At 62.9% G+C, this 237-nt stretch carries 1 protein-coding gene; it reads left to right on the forward strand.

Annotated elements, in window-relative coordinates:
• Positions 1–237: hypothetical protein (locus tag BGIM_RS65420; protein WP_162136360.1), on the forward strand; the 237-nt coding region annotated here is incomplete at both ends.

Genomic DNA, 237 nt, shown 5'->3' on the forward strand with positions numbered 1-237 from the left:
ATGTGGGACACCCCCGACTGGCAGGCCTGGCCGGGACGGATCGAGGCCAAAAACACCATCTATGACTTCCTGCTCACCACGGGACAGTCACCGACGCAGGGATATGTCAGCCAGTTCGTCATCACCCTCGACGCCCCCGACGTGGAGGAGACGCTCGACGACGTGGCGGTCTCGGCCCTCGGGACCCGGCTGCCCATCACCAAAACTTATTCCGTCATCACCAACGTCCAGCTCACC

Source organism: Zavarzinella formosa DSM 19928, from assembly GCF_000255705.1.
GTDB classification, from domain to species: Bacteria; Planctomycetota; Planctomycetia; order Gemmatales; family Gemmataceae; genus Zavarzinella; species Zavarzinella formosa.